Below are 15,602 nucleotides of genomic sequence, written 5' to 3'. Positions count from 1 at the left end.
GTCCCAGAAGCCATAGTCACTCGGTGACCACCCCCGCCGACACCGCTCCCCGTTCCGGTCGGCCCCGCTGGGCCGGCCGGAACTACCCTCTGCTGACCGCTGCCGCCTTCCTCACCAACGGCGGCAGTCAGGCCGCTCTCATCGCCTCCGCGTTCGCGGTGCTCGGCGCGGGCGGGGACGGGGGCGACGTGGGTCTGGTGGCGGCCGCGCGGACGGTGCCGCTGGTGCTGTTCCTGCTGATCGGCGGCGCGGTGGCGGACCGAGTGCCGCGCCACCGCGTGATGGTCGCCGCCAACGCCGTCAACTGCCTGTCGCAGAGCGCCTTCGCCGTCCTCGTGCTGGCCGGTGAGCCGCGGCTGTGGCAGATGATGCTGCTGACCGCGCTCGGCGGCGCCGGGCAGGCGTTCTTCAGCCCGGCCGCCGAGGGCATGCTGCTGTCGTCCGTGGAGGGCGAACACGCGGGGCGGGCGTTCGCCGTGTTCCGGATGGCGATGCAGGGCGCGGCCCTGGGCGGCGCGGCCGCGGGCGGCGCGCTGGTCGCCGCGGTCGGCCCGGGCTGGGTCCTCGCCGCGGACGCTGCCGCGTTCGCGCTCGCCGGCGCCCTGCGCTCCTTCCTCGACGTACGGCACCTCCCGCCGCGCGCACCGGGCGGCGGCATCGTCGCCGATCTGAAGGAGGGCTGGCGGGAGTTCACCGGCCGGCCCTGGCTGTGGGGCGTCGTCGCGCAGTTCTCCGTCGCCAACGCGGTCGTCGGCGCCGCCGACGCGGTCTACGGCCCCCTCGTCGCCCGCGACCACCTCGGCGGGGCGGGCCCCTGGGGCCTGGCGCTCGGCTTCTTCGGCGCGGGCACGGTCGCCGGCGCGCTGCTGATGACCCGGTGGAAGCCCCGCCGGCTGCTGCTCGCCGGGACCCTGTGCGTCTTCCCGCTGGCCCTGCCGTCGGCCGCCCTCGCCGTACCGGTGCCGCTGGGCGTGCTGTGCGCGGTGATGTTCGCCACCGGTGTCACGCTGGAGGTGTTCGGCGTGTCCTGGATGACGGCGCTGCACCAGGAGATCCCCGAGGAGAAGCTGTCGCGGGTGTCGGCCTACGACTGGTTCGGGTCCGTCGCGCTGGTGCCGGTGGCGATGGCGCTGGCGGGGCCCGCGGAGGGCGCCTTCGGGCGCGCCGCGTCCCTGTGGGGGTGCGCTGCGCTCGTCGTGGCGGTCACCGGGGCCGTGCTGTGCGTGCCGGACGTGCGCCGGCTGCGCCGCCGTACCCGGGCCGTGGCGGCCCGCGGCGCGGAAGGTTCAGCCGATGCCGAACGCCCCGTCGGGCGGCACGGGTGAGGGCACCGCGTCCTCGTCCGTGACCGGGCGGGCGTCCCCCGTGAAGTCGCGCAACGACCGCCCGTGCTCCACCCGCGCGGGGAAGGCGTCCGCGGCGGTCAGCCGGGCCAGCGCGGCCGTGTCCACGGGGTGGTGCGCGGCGACCAGGATCGCGTTCCCGAACCGCCGGCCGCGCAGCACGCCCGGCTCGGCGATCAGCGCCAGTTCCTCGAAGAGCGCGGCGAAGGTGGCCAGTTGGGAGCGCAGGAAGGCGAACGGCGCCGCGTCCGCCAGATTGGCGACGTAGACGCCGTCCGTCCGCAGCACCCGGTCGGCCTCGCGGGCGTAGGCGAGGGTCGTCAGGTGCGCGGGGATGCGCGAGCCGCCGAAGACGTCGGCGACGAGCACGTCGGCGCTGTCCGCCGGCGCCGCCTCCAGCCAGGCCCGCGCGTCCGCGGTGTGCAGCGCGACGCCCGACCCGGCGGGCAGCGGCAGTTGCTCCACGACCAGCTCGAGCAGCCCCCGGTCGGCCTCGACGACGTCCTGCCGGGAGCCGGGGCGGGTCGCGGTCACGTACCGCGGCAGGGTGAGCGCGCCCCCGCCGAGGTGCAGCACGTCCAGCGGCCGTCCCGGCTCCGCGACCGTGTCCAGCACATGCCCGAGCCGCCGCGCGTACTCGAACTCCAGGTACGCCGGGTCGTCGAGGTCGACGTACGACTGGGGTGCGCCGTCGACCGTGAGCAGCCAGGCCCGCTCACGGTCGACGTCGGGCATCAGCTTGGCGGTTCCGTGGTCGGTGGTCCGGGTGACGGGTATGGCATCGCTCACGACACCATTGTCACCTCAGCCGACGGACGTCACCGTCCCCGCGCCGACCGTCCGCCCGCCCTCGCGGACGGCGAACCCGAGCCCCGGCTCCAGCGGCACCTCGCGCCCCAGCTCGACGGTCACCTCCACCGTCTCCCCGGGCCGCGCGACCGCCGCCTCGCCGAGGTCGACGCAGCCGACGACGTCGGCGGTGCGGACGTAGAACTGCGGCCGGTACCCGGTGGCGACCGGTGTCGTACGGCCGCCCTCGCGCGCGGAGAGCACATACAGCTGGGCCGTGAAGCGCCGGCTCGGCGCGACGCTGCCCGGCGCGGCGACGACGTGCCCGCGCCGCACCGCGTCCCGGGGCACCCCGCGCAGCAGCAGCGCCACGTTGTCCCCGGCCTGCGCCTCCTCCATCGGCTTGCCGAAGGTCTCCAGCCCGGTGACGACCGTGTCGACGCCGGCGCCGAGCACCTCGACCCGGTCGCCGACCCGCACCGTGCCACGCTCGACGGCGCCGGTGACGACGGTTCCGCGGCCGGTGATGGTGAGCACGTTCTCCACCGGCAGCAGGAACGGCGCGTCCAGGTACCGCTCCGGCATCGGCACGTAGGTGTCCACCGCGTCGAGCAGCGCCTCGACGGACGCCGTCCAGCGCGGGTCGCCCTGAAGCGCCTTCAGCCCGGAGACCCGTACGACGGGCGCGGCGTCGCCGCCGTAGCCGTGCGCGGTGAGCAGGTCGCGGACCTCCAGCTCGACCAGGTCGGTCAGCTCCTCGTCGCCGGCGTCGGCCTTGTTGAGCGCGACGACGATGTGGTTCACACCGACCTGACGGGCCAGCAGCACGTGCTCGGCGGTCTGCGGCATGATCCCGTCGAGCGCGGAGACGACGAGGATCGCCCCGTCGAGCTGGGCGGCGCCGGTGACCATGTTCTTGACGTAGTCGGCGTGACCCGGCATGTCCACGTGGGCGTAGTGCCGGGTGTCGGTCTCGTACTCGACGTGCGCGATGTTGATGGTGATGCCGCGGGCGGCCTCCTCCGGGGCGCGGTCGATGCGGTCGAACGGCACGAACGTGCCGGTGCCGCGCTCGGCCAGCACCTTGGTGATGGCGGCGGTCAGCGTCGTCTTGCCGTGGTCGACGTGGCCCATGGTGCCGATGTTGAGATGCGGTTTGGTGCGCGTGTACGCCGTCTTGGGCATGGCTGTACCTCGAAGCCTCGTGGGAAGGAAGGGGGCCCCCAAGAAACCGCCGACCCTCCCCTGCGGGGTCCGCGGAACGATCCGGGGAGGGTCAGCTTCGGGCGCCGTCGACAGCGGCCAGGATGACGGGAACGGCAGCCTTCGGGGCATCCGCGACCGCGGATGCTGCGAGGAGGAAGGCGTACCGGAACATGTCGTCGATCATCGCCGGGCCACGGCACGCCGTCGAACGATTTATCGCCGTACGGCCGGTGCCGGGCGTCCCTTACGGCCTGTCAGGCGCCGATGTTCTTCAGCGCCTCGCGCACCGTCAGCGCCGCGAACCGGCCCCGCTCGCGGGCGAGGAAGCCGCGCACGGCCTCCGGGTCGGTCCTGGCGTACTCGCGCAGGGCCCAGCCGATGGCCCTGCGGATGAAGAAGTCGGGGTGGCCGCTGCGACGGAGGCAGTGGCCGAACAGCCGCTCGGCGTCGGTGTCCTCCTTGAACCGCAGCTGGTGCAGCAGGGCGGCGCGGACCGGCCACAGGTCGTCGTCGGCGATCCAGGCGTCCATGGTGTTCGCGAGGGCCGGGTCGGCCGCGACGAGCGGGCCGACGACATGGGCGGCGAGCAGGTCGACGGTGTCCCACCACGGGACGGTGGTGATCAGGTGCCGGACCACCGGCAGGAAGGCGGAGGAGCAGCGGCCGACGTGGCGGCGCAGGTAGTCGACGGCGAAGTAGTGGTACTCCCGCTCCGGCAGCTCCCAGCAGCGCAGCGCGATCGCCGCGCAGTCGGCCTCGCCAGGGCGCGCCGTACCCGCCAGGACGGTACGGGACAGGGCGCGGCGCTCGGGGGTGGGAATACCGAGGAAGGGGGCGACATCCTTCATGTACGCGCGCATGGGCCCGGCCCGCTCGGGGTCGGCCGCGGCGCCGTACGCCTCGGTCAGCCGCGCCAGGACGACGTCGGCGAGCGCACTGCGGGGCACGGCGATCGCTCCCGTACCTGTGACGGTCATGAGACAGACCATACGGCGATCAGACACCCGCGTCGGTTACTGTCGCCGGATGCCCGATGCACCCACCCGCTCTGGGGGCACCGCAGTGGCCTCTCCCCCGGCCCCCGCCATGGAGCTCGCGATCGCCGCGCCGCCCGTGTCCCTGCCCGGCACGCTCGCCGCGCGCTGCACCCGGGTCCTGCGCTCGCCCTGGTCCCGTTTCTCCCTGCTGCTCGCGCTCCTCGCGGCGGCCGGCTGCTCGGTGCTGCTGTTCCAGCCGCAGCGGCTCCTGGCGCACGGCTGGCCACCACAGCTGGGCGGTGCGGCGGCGGCCGCGGTGTTCACGGTGGCGTACGGGCTGTGCACGGTGGCGTTCGTGCCGCGGCCGCTGCTGAACCTGGCGGCGGGCGCGCTGTTCGGCACGTCGATGGGGCTCACCACGTCGCTCGCCGGCACCGTGCTGGGCGCCGGGGTCGCTTTCGGCCTGGGCCGGGCGCTGGGGCAGGACGCGCTGCGCCCGCTGCTGCGGGGCCGGTTGCTGACGGCGGCGGACGGCCAGCTCAGCCGGCACGGGTTCCGCTCGATGCTGATGGCCCGTCTGTTTCCCGGCGTACCGTTCTGGGCCGCGAACTACTGCGCCGCCGTCTCCCGGATGCGCTGCCTGCCCTTCCTGCTCGCGACGGGCATCGGTTCGGTCCCGAACACCGCCGCCTACGCACTCGCCGGCGCCCGGGCCGGTTCCCCTACGTCTCCGGCCTTCCTGGTGGCGATGGCCGGCATCGCACTGCCCGCGGTGGCGGGAGCGGTGGTGGCCTGGCGCAAACGGCACCATCTGCGCCGCGGCTGACCGCGACGGAGCCGCCGCCCCCGCCAAGGGGCCGTCATCCGGGGGCGCTACGCTGCCCTCGACACACGTGATCATCGCGTACGGCGGCCCGGTGCCCCGTCGCCCCTCCACGACCGGCACTTGGACTGACGTACCTTCATGTCTTGGTTTGAATCGCTCGTCCTCGGACTCGTCCAGGGGCTGACCGAGTTCCTTCCCGTCTCCTCCAGCGCGCATCTGCGGCTGACCGCGGCCTTCTCCGGCTGGAACGACCCGGGCGCGGCCTTCACGGCGATCACCCAGATCGGCACGGAGGCGGCGGTGCTGATCTACTTCCGCAAGGACATCGCGGGCATCCTGTCCGCGTGGTTCCGGTCGCTGTACGACAAGGGCATGCGCGGCGATCACGACGCCCAGACGGGCTGGCTGGTGATCGTCGGCTCGATCCCGATCGGCGTGCTGGGCGTCACGTTCAAGGACCAGATCGAGGGGCCGTTCCGCGATCTGCGGATCACCGCGACGATGCTCATCGTCGTCGGTGTCGTCATCGGCATAGCCGACCGGCTGGCGGCCCGCGACGAGTCGGGCGGCCGGCACCGGGCGCCGAAGCAGCGCAAGACGCTCCAGGACCTGGGCGTGAAGGACGGTCTGGTCTTCGGCCTGTGCCAGGCCTGCGCGCTCGTCCCGGGTGTCTCCCGCTCCGGCGCGACCATCAGCGGCGGCCTGTTCATGGGCTACCGGCGCGAGGCCGCCGCCCGCTACTCCTTCCTCCTCGCGATCCCCGCGGTGCTGGCGTCCGGGCTGTTCGAGCTGAAGGACGCGATGGAGAGCGATCACGTCTCCTGGGGGCCGACGATCTTCGCTACGGTGATCGCGTTCGGGTCGGGATACGCCGTCATCGCATGGTTCATGAAGTACATCTCCAGCAAGTCCTTCATGCCGTTCGTCTGGTACCGCGTGATCCTGGGCGTCATGATCATCGGTCTGGTCACGGCGGGCGTTCTCAGTCCGCACGCGGCGGAGTCGGCGGGCTGAATCGCCGGGCGGCGTACCGGGGAGGAATGAAGCCATGGCTCTCACCCAGCAGTTCGCCCGTGTGACCCCCGCGTACCTGGAACGCTGCCGTGAGTCGGCGCTCGACTCGCCGGGTGCCGCGCCCGGCTGGGACCCGCCCGCCTCGGACCTGCTGGACACGGGCTGGGCGAGCTGGGGGCTCGCCGCCTACTGCCGCTCCCACGGCGCCGATCCGTCCGTGGCCGGCCTGCTCGACCGCGCGGTCTCGGCCACGTTCGGCCAGACCGCCGGCTACCTGGACCACGACGAGGTGTACGACGGCTTCAGCGACCCGCCGCGCGTGCTCGACCCGGCCGAGGTCGAGAAGATCGCCCGGGATCTGCGGGACGTCGACGTGGACGCGGTGCTCGCCGGCCTGCCGGGCGACCCCGCCGAGGCCGCGGCGCTGTGCGGTCATCCGGAGAGCTTCAGCGGTGACGTCCGCGCTCATCTCACCGAACGGTTCGTGGCGCTGCGGGAGTTCTACGAGTGTGCCGCGCGGCGGGGGCTGTGTGTCGTGGTGTGGATCGACTGACGGCGCTCGCGGCGCGTCGCGTACCGGTTCGTGACCGACTCCGTACGGGTTGCGTAGCCAATCGGTAGCGCAGTGTCAGTTCTTGCCCCTAGGCTGAGGCGCATGTCCCCCGATTCCATGATCCGTGGTTCCGTGCGCTCCGCCGCCGAGGTGAACGAGGAGATCCGCGCGCTGTGGCTGCGCGCGGGCGGCATATTGTCGGCACAGGAGCGCGCGGAGTACGAGCTGCTGGTGGTGCAGTGGGCCGCGGCGGTACGCAGCGAGGTGGTCGAGGCGGCGTGAGCGGCGGGCGCAGGTCACCGCCGGCCTTCGTGACCGTCGGCCGCCCGCTTCCCGGCCACCCGGCCTTCGCGACCGTCAGCCGCCCGGCTCACCGCCGGCCCGCCCGAGACCGTCAGCCGCCCGCCCGGCCTTCGCACCGTCAGCCGCCCGTCTCACCGTCCGCCCGACACCCGCAGCACCGCGCCGGCCGTGTACGCGGCGTCCGGGGACAGCAGCCAGGCGATGGCCGCGGCGATCTCCTCCGCCCGGCCGGGGCGGCGCAGCGGGATCGCGGCCGCCGCACGGTGCGCTCGCTCCGGATCGCCCATCGCGGCGTGCATCTCGGTGTCGATCATGCCGGGCGCGACCGCGTTGACCCGGATGCCGTCCGGGCCCAGCTCCTTGGCCAGCCCCACGGTGAGGGCGTCCACGGCCGCCTTGGTGGCGGCGTAGTGGACGTAGTCGCCGGGGCTGCCGAGCGTCGCGGCGGCCGACGACACGTTCACGATCGCCCCACTCCCCCGCGCGGTCATCAGCTGGGCGGCACGCCGCGCGCACAGCAGCACGCCCAGCAGATTCACCTCGACCACCCGCCGCAGATCGGCGGTGCCGGTGTCGGCGAGCCGGCCGAGCGGCCCGGTGACACCGGCGTTGTTCACCAGCCCCGTCACCTGCCCCAACTCCCGTTCCACCACGGCGAAGAGGTGATCGACGTCCGCCTCAGCGGACGTGTCCACCCGCACCGCGACACTGCGTCGCCCGACCGCGCGGACGGCGTCCACGACCCGCTCGGCGGCCTCGGCGTCCCGGACGTACCCCACCGCCACGTCGTGGCCGTCGGAGGCGAGCCTGAGACAGGTCGCGGCGCCGATACCCCGGCTGCCGCCGGTGACGACGGTGAGCGGCTGGGCCATGCGTACCTCCGGAGGCGGTTTGATCGATCATCGATCACTCTAGGCGCACAGATGATCCAGCACATCCCCGTCCACGGGATACGGCCGCTCCACCGGCAGCTTCGCCGCCGCCGCGTCGAGCTCCCCGGCCCGCACATGGGCGTGGATCTCGGCGGCCAGCGGCGTGACGTCCTCGATGCCGACGACCCACTCGTCGGCGTACCGGGCCGCGGCCTGCCCACCGAGGCCGAGTTGCAGCGAGCGGTGCGGCAGCGCGGTGAAGTGCAGGTCGCGCTCCGGGTCCCACTGCACCCGCGCCGGCGCCTGCCGCAACTGCCGCTTCCAGGCGGCCCGGTCGCCGTGCAGGTCGGGCACATGGTGCGACAGGCACGCATGACGCAGCGCCCACTCGAACCCCTCGCGGGCGATCTCGACGGCGAGGACGGTCTCCTGGTCCTCCTTCGTCCCCCAGCCGCAGCGGTACATCATCCAGAGGAACGACGGCTTGATCCAGGTCATCCGGTCCCGCTTCCAACTGGAGGGAAAGCGTCCGGCACGGGCCGCCGGGAGTCCGATCTGCGGGCGGTACGCCTGGTAGACGGTGACGGTGGTGTCCGTGTACCGGGCACGAATACGGAACCGGGGCTCCGTTGCGACGTTCTGATCATTCACGCAGGCAAGGCTGCACCGCCCCGGCCGGGACGGCCACCAAATATCCCGGCGCGGCCGGTGAGCGGGCCGTCGCCGACGGCGGGGGGAATCGGCGGCGAGCGGCAGGCTGAGGCGTGGTCCTCTGTCGCCGGGTCGCCCCTGGCGCGCACACTGGAGCCCCCACCGGGTAGGAGGGCGGCATATGAAGACGTTCAGCAGTTGGCTCGCCTCCCCCTGGCGACGAGGGGCCCTCGCTGCGCTGGCCGGCGCCCTGCCCGTGCTCGCGTTCCCGGCGCCCGCCGCGTGGTGGTTCGCGTATGTCGCCCTGGTGCCGTGGATCCTGCTCGCGCGCGGCGCCCCGACCCAGCGGCGGGCGGCGTACGACGGATGGTGCGGCGGGTTCGGGTTCATGCTGGGCATGCACCACTGGCTGCTGCCGGACCTGCACGTGTTCACGCTGGTGCTGGCCGCCCTGCTCGGCGCGCTGTGGGCGCCCTGGGCGTGGCTGGTGCACCGCTTCCTGGCCGGGGTGCCCTCCCGGGGCCGGGTCGCGGCGGCGCTGCTGGTGCTGCCGTCGGCGTGGCTGATGGTGGAACTCGTGCGGTCCTGGCAGGGGCTCGGCGGGCCATGGGGCATGCTCGGCGCCAGTCAGTGGCAGGTGGGTCCCGCGCTGCGGCTCGCTTCGGTGGGCGGGGTGTGGCTGCTCAGCTTCCTGGTGGTGGCCGTCAACGTGGCGGCGGCCGTGCTGCTGGCGGTGCGGGAGTCGCGCATGCCTGCCGTGGCCGGGTTGGTCGCCACCGCGGCGGCGACCTCGGCGGCCTGGGTGTGGTCGCCGCGTCCGCACGTGGACGGCCGGGCGCGGATCGCCGTGGTCCAGCCCGGGATCGTGGACGGCGCCGACAGCGGCGACCGGCGGTTCGCCGTCGAGGAGCGGCTGACCCGGCAGCTGGCCGGGCAGGGCGTCGACCTGGTCGTGTGGGGTGAGAGCAGCGTCGGCGTCGACCTGTCCGCGCGGCCCGACCTGGCCCGGCGGATCGCGGCGCTGTCCCGCGAGACGGGCGCGGACATCCTGGTCAACGTGGACGCGCGGCGCTCGGACCGCCCCGGGATCTACAAGAGTTCGGTGCTGGTGGGGCCGGACGGGCTCACCGGGGACCGCTACGACAAGATGCGGCTCGTGCCGTTCGGCGAGTACATCCCCGCGCGCTCGCTGCTCGGCTGGGCGACCTCCGTCGGCAAGGCGGCCGGCGAGGACCGCCGGCGTGGCAGCGAGCAGGTCGTGATGAACGCCGGACACGGGCTGCGGCTGGGCCCGCTGGTGTGCTTCGAGACGGCGTTCCCGGACATGAGCCGGCGGCTCACCCAGGACGGTGTGGACGTGCTGGTCGGCCAGTCGTCCACGTCGTCGTTCCAGCACAGCTGGGCGCCACAGCAGCACGCCTCGCTCGCCGCGCTGCGCTCCGCGGAGACCGGCCGGCCGATGGTGCACGCCACGCTCACCGGGGTGTCGGCGGTGTACGGCCCCGACGGTGAGCGCGTCGGCTCCTGGCTGGGCACGAGCGCGAGCCGGGCCGCGGTGTACGAGGTGCCGCTCGCCCACGGGGTCACCCCGTACGTCCGTTACGGCGACTGGCCGGTGGACGTGGCGGTGCTGGTGCTGGCGGCGCTGGGGGTGACGGAGGGCGTGCGCGCGGTCAGGCTGCGCCGGAGCGCTCCTGCACCGCACGTACCACCCGCTCGCACAGTTCGTGAGTCTCCAGTGCGTCCCGGGCGCTGAGCGGCCGCCCGGCGCGCACGGCGTCCAGGAAGGCGAGCACGGCCTGTTCGATGCCGCGCTGCCGGGCCACCGGCACCCAGTCGCCGCGCCGGCGGACGGTGGGCTGGCCCTTGTGGTCGATGGTCTCGGCGAGGTTGACGACCTGGCGCTTGGTGTCCTGCCCGGACACCTCCAGGATCTCCTCGCTGGAACCGCTGAGCCGGTTCATCACGCCGAGCGCGGTGAAGCCGTCGCCGGCGAGCTGGAGCACGACGTGGTGCAGCAGCCCGTCCTGGACGCGGGCCCGCACGGTGACGTCGTCGACCTGCCCGGGCACCAGGAACCGCAGCGTGTCCACGACGTGGATGAAGTCGTCCAGGACCATGCTGCGCGGCTCCTCCGGCAGCCCGATCCGGTTCTTCTGCAGCAGGATCAGCTCGCGCGGGTGCTCCAGGCACTGGGCGTATCCGGGCGCGAAACGCCGGTTGAAGCCGACGGCGAGGGACACGCCGCGCTGCTCGGCCAGCTCCACCAGCCGTGCGGAGTCGGCGAGTTCGTAGGCGAGCGGCTTGTCGACGTACGTCGGGACGCCCGCCTGGAGGAGCCGGGTGACGATCTCGGGGTGCGCGGAGGTCGGCGCGTGCACGAACGCGGCGTCCAGGTCCTCGGCGAGCAGCGCGTCCAGGTCCCGGTGCCGCTGCGCGGCGGGCAGGTGCAGGCTGTCGGCGACCCGGTCCAGCGTCGCCGGGGTGCGGGTCTGCAGGTGCAGTTCCACACCGGGCTGGAAGGCGAGCACCGGCAGGTACGCCTTCTGCGCGATGTCGCCGAGTCCGATGACGCCGACCTTCACTGCGGGCTCCTTCACTGCGTGTCCGCTGCTGACGTAACGGCAGCATACGGGTCCTGCGGCGGCCGCCAGTCGGCGATGCCGTCGAAGCTCCGCAGGAACAGGGCAGGTCCGGCCTTCGAAAGGGAGGCGATCGCCGCGTTCCGGACGGCGATCACGGCCCGGTTGGTGCTGAGGTTGAGGCTCGCGACCTTCACGGCCCGGCGCGTGATCGCGGTCGTACGCGGCAGCCGGGCGGCGGTGTAGGCGGCGAGGTCGTCGCAGTGGTGGGCGAGCACGATCGCGTCCTCGACGGCCTGGTTGCCGCCCTGGCCGAGGGTGGGCGGCATGGCGTGCGCGGCGTCGCCGACAAGGGCGACGCGACCGCGGTGGTAGGAGGGCAGCGGCCGGTCGATGTGGTGGACGTCGTGGCGCAGCACGTCCTCGGGGCGAACGGCGGCGAGGACGGCGGGGATCGGCTCGTGCCAGTCGCCGAAGCGGCGCAGGAGTTCGGCCCGCTCGTCGTCGGGGGCGGATGAGCCGGCGGGGGCCATGGCGGCGGCGTAGGCGTAGACGCGGCCGTGCTTGAGCGGGTGGGTGCCCCAGATGCGCCCCCGGCCCCAGGTCTCGTGCGAGGGGAAGGCGACGCCGGGCAGGGGGACGACGACGCGCCAGGTGGTGAACCCGGAGTAGACGGGTCCGGGGTGGTCGGGGAAGAGGGCGCCGCGTACGGCGGAGTGGATGCCGTCGGCGGCCACCACGAGGTCGGCCTCCAGTTCGCCGCGGGCGGTGCGCACGACGGCCGGCCGGCTCGCGTGGCCGGGGTCGGTGACGGTGGCCTCGGCGTCGGTGCGCACGGTGCCGGGCGGGAGCAGTAAGGCGAGGCGGTCGACGAGGGTGGCGCGGTGCAGCAGCACCAGGGGACCGCCGAACCGTGCGGCGGCGGCGTCGGCGTCGGAGCGCGACAGCCAGCGGCCGCCCGGGGTGCGAAGTCCGCCGTCACCCTGCCAGGCGGCGAGGTCGCGGATCTCGTCGCCCAGCCCGATGACGTCCAGCGCGCGCAGGGAGTTGGGGGCGAGTGAGAGGGCGGCGCCGACGGGTTGGAGGGATCGGGCCCGCTCCAGGACGGTGACGTGCAGGCCCCGCCGGTGCAGGGCGGCGGCCGCGGTCAGCCCGCCGATGCCGCCGCCGATCACGACGGCGCGCTGTGCCTGGCTCATGGCTCCTCCAGAGGCAACTACATCTGTAGTACACGTCGAAGGTACTACAGGCGTAGTGGTCCGGGTAGCGTGATCTCCATGTCCGTACGCACCCCCGGCGCCTCCCGCGCCGACCTCGTCGCCGACACCGCCCTGGCCCTGCTCGCCGAGCGCGGGATGCGCGGGCTGACCCACCGGGCGGTCGACGAGACGGCCGGGCTGCCGCAGGGCTCGACGTCCAACGTGGCGCGGACCCGGCAGGCGCTGCTGGAGCTGGCCGTGCGCCGGCTCGCCGAGCGGGAGGCCCGGGTGCTGGCGCTGCACGAGATGCCTGATCCGAGCGGGGGCGCCGACGCGGTGGTGGACGCACTGGCCCTGGCGCTGCACCGCGCCCTGACCCGCCACCGCGACCTCACGCTCGCCCGCTACGAACTCGCCCTGGAGGCCACCCGCCGCCCCGCGCTGCGCACCTCCTACGACACCACCGGCGCCCGCTTCCGCGATCAGCTCACCACCCTGGTCACCGCCCTGGGCTCGCCGGACCCGGACCGCCACGCGCTGTCGCTGACGGCCTGGGCGGACGGGCTGCTGTTCTCCTGCGTGGCGGGCGCCTACGAGCCGCCGCCCCCCGCGGCCGTACGGCAAGGGCTGCGCGAGCTGCTGGCGGGCATGCTCCGCAGCTGAAAATCCGCTGGCCCGCCCCGCCCCGCCTGCACGAGGATGCGGGTATGACGACGCAGCGCCGCACCCCCGCACCCGACGCCGACGAACGCACCATGCTGGAGGGCTGGCTGGAGTACCACCGCCAGACGCTCGCCGTGAAGTGCGAGGGCCTGACCGACGCCCAGCTCAGGACCGCTGCCGTGGAGCCGTCCGAGCTGTCCCTCATGGGGCTGGTGCGGCACATGGCGGAGGTGGAACGGATCTGGTTCCGCAAGGTGCTGGCGGACGACGGCGCCGGGCCGATCTGGTTCAGCGACGACGACCCCGACGGCGAGTTCCATCTGACCGGCGCGGACACCTGGCAGGAAGCGCACGCCACCTGGCAGTCGGAGATCGACTTCGCCCGTCGCCACGCGGAGGGATACGCCCTGGACGACCTGTCGAAGGGCGTCACCCGACACGGCGGCGGGCAGTGTGTCAGCCTGCGCTGGATCTACACCCACATGATCGAGGAGTACGCCCGCCACAACGGCCACGCCGACCTGATCCGGGAGCGGATCGACGGCGCCACGGGCGACTGACGTCAGCCGGGACCCACACAAGACCTCCGTACGGGGCGGTAGATCACCCGTGCGGGGCATCCTGCGCTCGTCCGCTGTCCTTGCGCGGCGCGAAACCAGCAGAGTGACGCGCGTGCATCGAACGACGACCACCGCAGCGCTCCTGGTCACCGTGGCTGTCTCGGCCCTCTCCGGCTGTGTGACGGTCCAGCGTCCGCCCGCCCCGGTCCCGCCGGTCGCCCCGGTCCGCTCCTCGTCCCCGGCCGTCCCACGGCCGGACGGCGCCACGGAGCAGCGGATCGTGCAGGCGCCGGCCCGCGAGGCGCTGGAGATGGTCGGGCCGTCACGCCGCCCGGAGACCCCGAAACCCCAACAGCCCCGCCGCCCGGCGCACGCCGAGCCCCCGGCGCCCACGCGGACGCAGCACCGGCACCAGCAGACTCCGCACCCCACACCCCGGCCCGAACACCACCGATCGCCGGGCCGCCGCGCACACACCCCGGACGTGCCCGGCATCGCACGCCGCAACGCCGACGTGTGCGCCCTCGGCGAGCAGTACGGCGGCTGGCGCCCGGACAGCCCGCAGGCGCGGATCTGCAAGCAGACGTACGGCCACTGAGAGGGGCCCCGCCCGGGAGAAGCCCCGTTCGTCGGCCGGCGCCCGCCTCACTCCCCCAGCCGCAGCTCCATCCGCCGGATCGCCGCCCGGACCCCGTCGCCGTAGCCGTCGTCGGCCAGGGCGTCGGAGGCGTGGCGGGCGCGGACGAGGTGGGTGCGGGCGTCGTCGGGCCGGCCGAGGCGGACGTAGTCGGCGGCGAGGTTCAGATGGAGCGAGGGATACAGCGCCCGGGCGGCGGGCGCCCCCTCGTGCCGGTCGAGCCGGTCGCCGGTGATTTCCTCGGCCGCCGTCAACGCCCTGAGGTCCCAGGCGAGTTCGTCGGCCGGGTCGTCCTGGGTGTCGGCGAGGTAGTGCGCGAGGGTGCAGCGGTGCAGCGGGTCGCCGTCCTCCCCGATCTCCGCCCACAGGCCGAGGAAGCGGTGCCGGGCCTCCTCGCGGTCCCCGCCGTGCAGCAGCATCACCACCTGCCCGATCCGCGTCAGCACGGCGTCCGACGCCGTCCGCTCCTGTCGCTCCGCCACCGCGTGCCCTCCGTCGGCCGTCGTGCTCCTTGCCCCGACGCTAACGGCAGAGACCGGCGATCACGCTCAGGCGGCACCGGCACCGGCACCGGCACCCCCGCCGTCGGCTCACCGCGGTCACGCTCACGCGGCGAGGGTGATCGGCAGTCGCGCTCGCACCACCCCCAGGCCACGCCGGGCCGGCCCCCGGGGAACCGGCCCGGCGGCGGCTCAGCCCAGGTTCGGCACCGTCCAGTCGATCGGCTCGTGGCCCTGGCGGGCCACCGCCTCGTTGATCTGGGTGAACGGGCGGGAGCCGAAGAACCTCTTCGCGGACAGCGGGGAGGGATGCGCGCCCTTGACCACCGCGTGCCGGCTCTCGTCGATCAGCGGGAGCTTCTTCTGCGCGTAGTTGCCCCACAGGACGAACACCGCCGGGTCGGGCCGCTCGGCCACCGCGCGGATCACCGCGTCGGTGAACTTCTCCCAGCCGCGGCCCTTGTGCGAGTTGGCCTCGCCGCCGCGCACGGTCAGCACCGCGTTGAGCAACAGCACGCCCTGCTGGGCCCACGGCATCAGATAACCGTTGTCCGGGACGGGCGTGCCCAGTTCGGCGTTCATCTCCTTGTAGATGTTGCGCAGCGACGGCGGGATCTTCACACCCGGCCGCACCGAGAAGCACAGGCCGTGGCCCTGCCCCTCGCCGTGGTACGGGTCCTGACCGAGGATCAGGACCTTCACCTGCTCGTACGGCGTGGCCTCCAGCGCGGCGAAGACCTGCTCGCGCGGCGGGTACACGGGACCGTTCGCCCGCTCCTCCTCGACGAACTCCATCAGCTCCTTGAAGTAGGGCTGCTGCAGTTCCTCGCCCAGAACCCCGCGCCAGGACTCGGGCAGCATGGCGGTGTCGGTCACGTCAACGTCCTCAAGATTCGTGCGGTCGCTTCCTGACTTCAGAACCTACCG

18 protein-coding genes are annotated in these 15,602 nt (G+C 73.7%); 9 read left to right on the top strand and 9 right to left on the bottom strand.

Features of this window, described 5'->3' with window-relative positions; all coding sequences use genetic code 11:
- Window positions 1-23: 23 nt before the first annotated feature.
- Window positions 24-1,325, top strand: a complete 1,302-nt coding sequence (locus AC0B9F_RS33245; RefSeq protein ID WP_472008838.1) for an MFS transporter — start codon at window positions 24-26, stop codon at window positions 1,323-1,325.
- Here the strand turns inward: AC0B9F_RS33245 and AC0B9F_RS33240 are convergent.
- The 3 genes from AC0B9F_RS33240 to AC0B9F_RS33230 all read right to left on the bottom strand — a co-directional run bounded on the left by AC0B9F_RS33240 (window position 1,287) and on the right by AC0B9F_RS33230 (window position 4,315).
- Complete coding sequence (locus AC0B9F_RS33240; RefSeq protein WP_472008837.1) at window positions 1,287-2,132, bottom strand: spermidine synthase; 846 nt, start codon at window positions 2,130-2,132, stop codon at window positions 1,287-1,289. The two genes, AC0B9F_RS33245 and AC0B9F_RS33240, sit on opposite strands and share 39 nt — an antisense overlap.
- A gap of 15 nt (window positions 2,133-2,147) precedes the next feature.
- The gene (gene tuf, locus AC0B9F_RS33235; RefSeq protein WP_472008833.1) at window positions 2,148-3,317 is read right to left on the bottom strand and encodes an elongation factor Tu; all 1,170 of its coding nucleotides are present in this window, start codon (window positions 3,315-3,317) and stop codon (window positions 2,148-2,150) included.
- Window positions 3,318-3,592: 275 nt separating this feature from the next.
- The gene (locus AC0B9F_RS33230) at window positions 3,593-4,315 is read right to left on the bottom strand and encodes a DNA alkylation repair protein (protein ID WP_472008831.1); all 723 of its coding nucleotides are present in this window, start codon (window positions 4,313-4,315) and stop codon (window positions 3,593-3,595) included.
- 49 nt (window positions 4,316-4,364) lie between these two features.
- On the opposite strand from AC0B9F_RS33230, the gene AC0B9F_RS33225 reads away from it, so the two are divergent.
- From AC0B9F_RS33225 to AC0B9F_RS33210, 4 genes are all read left to right on the top strand, one after another.
- The gene (locus tag AC0B9F_RS33225) at window positions 4,365-5,141 is read left to right on the top strand and encodes a TVP38/TMEM64 family protein (RefSeq protein ID WP_472008829.1); all 777 of its coding nucleotides are present in this window, start codon (window positions 4,365-4,367) and stop codon (window positions 5,139-5,141) included.
- Between the two features lie 138 nt (window positions 5,142-5,279).
- Complete coding sequence (locus AC0B9F_RS33220) at window positions 5,280-6,155, top strand: undecaprenyl-diphosphate phosphatase (RefSeq protein WP_472008827.1); 876 nt, start codon at window positions 5,280-5,282, stop codon at window positions 6,153-6,155.
- 34 nt (window positions 6,156-6,189) lie between these two features.
- Window positions 6,190-6,708: a DUF1877 family protein gene (locus tag AC0B9F_RS33215; RefSeq protein ID WP_472008826.1), complete on the top strand. Its 519-nt coding sequence runs from the start codon at window positions 6,190-6,192 to the stop codon at window positions 6,706-6,708.
- Between the two features lie 102 nt (window positions 6,709-6,810).
- Window positions 6,811-6,990, top strand: coding sequence for a hypothetical protein (locus tag AC0B9F_RS33210; protein ID WP_472008824.1), 180 nt, complete (start codon window positions 6,811-6,813; stop codon window positions 6,988-6,990).
- 152 nt (window positions 6,991-7,142) lie between these two features.
- Here the strand turns inward: AC0B9F_RS33210 and AC0B9F_RS33205 are convergent, their stop codons facing one another.
- Both AC0B9F_RS33205 and AC0B9F_RS33200 read right to left on the bottom strand, forming a co-directional pair.
- A complete protein-coding gene (locus AC0B9F_RS33205) occupies window positions 7,143-7,883 on the bottom strand; it encodes an SDR family oxidoreductase (RefSeq protein ID WP_472008822.1) in 741 nt (246 codons plus the stop codon).
- Between the two features lie 39 nt (window positions 7,884-7,922).
- Window positions 7,923-8,534 (bottom strand): DUF4291 domain-containing protein, encoded by a 612-nt coding sequence (locus AC0B9F_RS33200; protein ID WP_472008821.1) that lies wholly within the window; start codon window positions 8,532-8,534, stop codon window positions 7,923-7,925.
- A gap of 181 nt (window positions 8,535-8,715) precedes the next feature.
- Here AC0B9F_RS33200 and lnt point away from each other — a divergent pair, with 181 nt between their 5' ends.
- Window positions 8,716-10,290: an apolipoprotein N-acyltransferase gene (gene lnt / locus AC0B9F_RS33195; protein WP_472008819.1), complete on the top strand. Its 1,575-nt coding sequence runs from the start codon at window positions 8,716-8,718 to the stop codon at window positions 10,288-10,290.
- Here the strand turns inward: lnt and AC0B9F_RS33190 are convergent.
- Together AC0B9F_RS33190 and AC0B9F_RS33185 are read right to left on the bottom strand one after the other, a co-directional pair.
- Window positions 10,208-11,119: a Gfo/Idh/MocA family protein gene (locus tag AC0B9F_RS33190; protein WP_472008817.1), complete on the bottom strand. Its 912-nt coding sequence runs from the start codon at window positions 11,117-11,119 to the stop codon at window positions 10,208-10,210. The genes lnt and AC0B9F_RS33190 overlap by 83 nt on opposite strands.
- Before the next feature lie 11 nt (window positions 11,120-11,130).
- Entirely contained in the window at window positions 11,131-12,315 is a 1,185-nt protein-coding gene (locus AC0B9F_RS33185; protein WP_472008815.1) for an FAD-dependent monooxygenase, read from the bottom strand.
- Window positions 12,316-12,393: 78 nt separating this feature from the next.
- Between AC0B9F_RS33185 and AC0B9F_RS33180 the strand changes: the two genes are divergently transcribed.
- The 3 genes from AC0B9F_RS33180 (at window position 12,394) to AC0B9F_RS33170 (ending at window position 14,136) form a co-directional block, all read left to right on the top strand.
- Window positions 12,394-12,978 carry a TetR/AcrR family transcriptional regulator gene (locus AC0B9F_RS33180; RefSeq protein ID WP_472008813.1) on the top strand — a complete coding sequence of 195 codons (585 nt, stop codon included), beginning with the start codon at window positions 12,394-12,396 and terminating at the stop codon, window positions 12,976-12,978.
- A gap of 44 nt (window positions 12,979-13,022) precedes the next feature.
- Entirely contained in the window at window positions 13,023-13,538 is a 516-nt protein-coding gene (locus tag AC0B9F_RS33175) for a DinB family protein (protein WP_472008811.1), read from the top strand.
- A gap of 112 nt (window positions 13,539-13,650) precedes the next feature.
- Complete coding sequence (locus tag AC0B9F_RS33170) at window positions 13,651-14,136, top strand: hypothetical protein (RefSeq protein ID WP_472008810.1); 486 nt, start codon at window positions 13,651-13,653, stop codon at window positions 14,134-14,136.
- Window positions 14,137-14,183: 47 nt separating this feature from the next.
- Here AC0B9F_RS33170 and AC0B9F_RS33165 read toward each other — a convergent pair whose 3' ends face one another.
- Window positions 14,184-14,657, bottom strand: a complete 474-nt coding sequence (locus AC0B9F_RS33165) for a hypothetical protein (protein ID WP_472008808.1) — start codon at window positions 14,655-14,657, stop codon at window positions 14,184-14,186.
- A 210-nt stretch (window positions 14,658-14,867) separates the two neighbouring features.
- Window positions 14,868-15,551, bottom strand: a complete 684-nt coding sequence (ung, locus tag AC0B9F_RS33160; protein ID WP_472008806.1) for a uracil-DNA glycosylase — start codon at window positions 15,549-15,551, stop codon at window positions 14,868-14,870.
- Window positions 15,552-15,602 lie beyond the last annotated feature (51 nt).

The organism is Streptomyces sp. NPDC097129 (assembly GCF_055668065.1).
Note: the sequence above shows the minus strand (reverse complement) of the source record. Positions and strands in the feature narration are given on the sequence as shown.